2 rRNA genes are annotated in these 3,554 nt (G+C 55.6%); both read left to right on the forward strand.

From position 1 onward, the window contains the following. Positions 1-190 precede the first annotated feature (190 nt). A 23S ribosomal RNA gene (locus tag N416_RS0111675) occupies positions 191-3,311 on the forward strand. 126 nt (positions 3,312-3,437) lie between these two features. Continuing rightward, positions 3,438-3,550: ribosomal RNA gene (gene rrf, locus N416_RS0111680) — 5S ribosomal RNA — on the forward strand. The last annotated feature ends 4 nt before the right edge of the window (positions 3,551-3,554 follow it).

Genomic DNA, 3,554 nt, shown 5'->3' on the forward strand with positions numbered 1-3,554 from the left:
GTTGGGCACACTGTTGGGTCCTGAGGCAACAGGCCTGTTTTCGCTCCCTTTGTGGGGGTGGGTGTGTTGTCGCTCCATCTTGGTGGTGGGGTGTGGTGTTTGTTTTGTGGATAGTGGTTGCGAGCATCTAGCAAGCAAGGCTTGAGGGTCTTGTTTGTTTTTGCAATTTTTGTTTCTTGGTTTTTGTGATTTGTAAGTGTTTAAGGGCGCATGGTGGATGCCTTGGCATCGAGAGCCGATGAAGGACGTAGGAGGCTGCGATATGCCTCGGGGAGCTGCCAACCGAGCGTGGATCCGAGGATGTCCGAATGGGGAAACCCGGCACGAGTGATGTCGTGTCACCGGCTGGTGAATGTATAGCCAGTGGGGAGGTAACGCGGGGAAGTGAAACATCTCAGTACCCGTAGGAAGAGAAAACAAAATGTGATTCCGTGAGTAGTGGCGAGCGAAAGCGGAGGATGGCTAAACCGTATGCATGTGATACCGGGTAGGGGTTGTGTGTGCGGGGTTGTGGGAGTGTCATGTCCGGTTCTACTCGACTGGAGGGCAGTGAGAAAGTGTTGTGGTTAGCGGAAGTGGCTTGGGATGGCCTGCCGTAGACGGTGAGAGCCCGGTACGTGAAAACCCGACACCTGTCTTGTGATATTTCCCGAGTAGCAGCGGGCCCGTGGAATCTGCTGTGAATCTGCCGGGACCACCCGGTAAGCCTGAATACTACTCGATGACCGATAGCGGATTAGTACCGTGAGGGAATGGTGAAAAGTACCCCGGGAGGGGAGTGAAATAGTACCTGAAACCATGTGCCTACAATCCGTCAGAGCCCTCCCTTGTGGTGGGGTGATGGCGTGCCTTTTGAAGAATGAGCCTGCGAGTCACCGGCACGTCGCGAGGTTAACCCGTGTGGGGTAGCCGCAGCGAAAGCGAGTCTGAATAGGGCGTATCGCATCCGTTGGGGTGTGTGTAGTGGCGTGTTGTGGACCCGAAGCGGAGTGATCTACCCATGGCCAGGGTGAAGCGCGGGTAAGACCGCGTGGAGGCCCGAACCCACTTAGGTTGAAGACTGAGGGGATGAGTTGTGGGTAGGGGTGAAAGGCCAATCAAACTCCGTGATAGCTGGTTCTCCCCGAAATGCATTTAGGTGCAGCGTTGCGTGTTTCTCACTGGAGGTAGAGCTACTGGATGGCCGATGGGCCCTACTAGGTTACTGACGTCAGCCAAACTCCGAATGCCGGTGAGTGTAAGCGTGGCAGTGAGACGGCGGGGGATAAGCTCCGTGCGTCGAGAGGGAAACAGCCCAGATCGCCGGCTAAGGCCCCAAAGCGTGTGCTAAGTGGAAAAGGATGTGCAGTCGCTTAGACAACCAGGAGGTTGGCTTAGAAGCAGCCACCCTTGAAAGAGTGCGTAATAGCTCACTGGTCAAGTGATTGTGCGCCGATAATGTAGCGGGGCTCAAGCACACCGCCGAAGCCGCGGCAATACGTAAGTATTGGGTAGGGGAGCGTCCTGCATCCGGTGAAGCCACAGAGTGATCTAGTGGTGGAGGGTGTGGGAGTGAGAATGCAGGCATGAGTAGCGATGAGGCAAGTGAGAACCTTGCCCGCCGAAAGACCAAGGGTTCCTGGGCCAGGCCAGTCCTCCCAGGGTGAGTCGGGACCTAAGGCGAGGCCGACAGGCGTAGTCGATGGACAACGGGTTGATATTCCCGTACCCGTGTGTGCGCGCCCATGATGAATCAGTGGTACTAACCACCCAAAAGGTGGTCGATCATGTCCTTCGGGAGGTGACGATCGCTGGCTGCGTGGGACCTTCGCTGGTAGTAGTCAAGCGATGGGGTGACGCAGGAAGGTAGCCGTACCAGTCAGTGGTAATACTGGGGCAAGCCCGTAGGACGTCAGATAGGCAAATCCGTCTGACACATAGTCCGAGAGGTGATGCATAGCCGATTGCGGCGAATTCGGTGATCCTATGCTGCCGAGAAAAGCCTCTAGCGAGCTCACACACGGCCCGTACCCCAAACCAACACAGGTGGTCAGGTAGAGAATACCAAGGCGTACGAGTGAACTATGGTTAAGGAACTCGGCAAAATACCCCCGTAACTTCGGGAGAAGGGGGACCCTCATACCGTCATGGCCTTCGCGGCCGGCAGCGGGAGGGGGTCGCAGAAACCAGTGAGAAGCGACTGTTTACTAAAAACACAGGTCCGTGCGAAGTCGCAAGACGATGTATACGGACTGACGCCTGCCCGGTGCTGGAAGGTTAAGAGGACCGGTTAACCCTTCGGGGTGAAGCTGAGAATTTAAGCCCCAGTAAACGGCGGTGGTAACTATAACCATCCTAAGGTAGCGAAATTCCTTGTCGGGTAAGTTCCGACCTGCACGAATGGCGTAACGACTTCTCAACTGTCTCAACCATAGACTCGGCGAAATTGCATTACGAGTAAAGATGCTCGTTACGCGCGGCAGGACGAAAAGACCCCGGGACCTTCACTATAGCTTGGTATTGATGTTCGATGCGGTTTGTGTAGGATAGGTGGGAGACTGTGAAACCCGCACGCCAGTGTGGGTGGAGTCGTTGTTGAAATACCACTCTGATCGTATTGGACCTCTAACTTCGAACCATGAAGCTGGTTCAGGGACAGTGCCTGGTGGGTAGTTTAACTGGGGCGGTTGCCTCCTAAAATGTAACGGAGGCGCCCAAAGGTTCCCTCAACCTGGACGGCAATCAGGTGTTGAGTGTAAGTGCACAAGGGAGCTTGACTGTAAGACTGACACGTCAAACAGGGACGAAAGTCGGGACTAGTGATCCGGCACCCCCGAGTGGAAGGGGTGTCGCTCAACGGATAAAAGGTACCCCGGGGATAACAGGCTGATCTTCCCCAAGAGTCCATATCGACGGGATGGTTTGGCACCTCGATGTCGGCTCGTCGCATCCTGGGGCTGGAGCAGGTCCCAAGGGTTGGGCTGTTCGCCCATTAAAGCGGCACGCGAGCTGGGTTTAGAACGTCGTGAGACAGTTCGGTCTCTATCCGCCGCGCGCGTCAGAATCTTGAGGAAACCTGTCCCTAGTACGAGAGGACCGGGACGGACGAACCTCTGGTATACCAGTTGTTCCACCAGGAGCACGGCTGGATGGCTACGTTCGGACAGGATAACCGCTGAAAGCATCTAAGCGGGAAACCCACTCCAAGACCAGGATTCTCACCCTTTTAGAGGGATAAGGCCCCCCGCAGACTACGGGATCGATAGACCAGACCTGGAAGCACCGCAAGGTGTGTTAGGGAACTGGCACTAACCGGCCGAAAACTTACAACACAAAGAAACAATTCACGTGTTGCCCGCAACCACACCACAAACACTCAAACCCACACCCCACCATCAAACACACTTTGATAACCCGGGTGCCGGCCAACCAGCCGCACCCACACAAAAAAATAGAGTTACGGCGGAAATAGCGACAGGGAAACGCCCGGTCCCATCCCGAACCCGGAAGCTAAGCCTGTCAGCGCCGATGATACTGCCCACACGGGTGGAAAAGTAGGACACCGCCGAACACAA

This window comes from Mycobacterium sp. UM_WGJ (assembly GCF_000455125.1).
In the GTDB taxonomy this organism is placed as follows: domain Bacteria; phylum Actinomycetota; class Actinomycetes; order Mycobacteriales; family Mycobacteriaceae; genus Mycobacterium.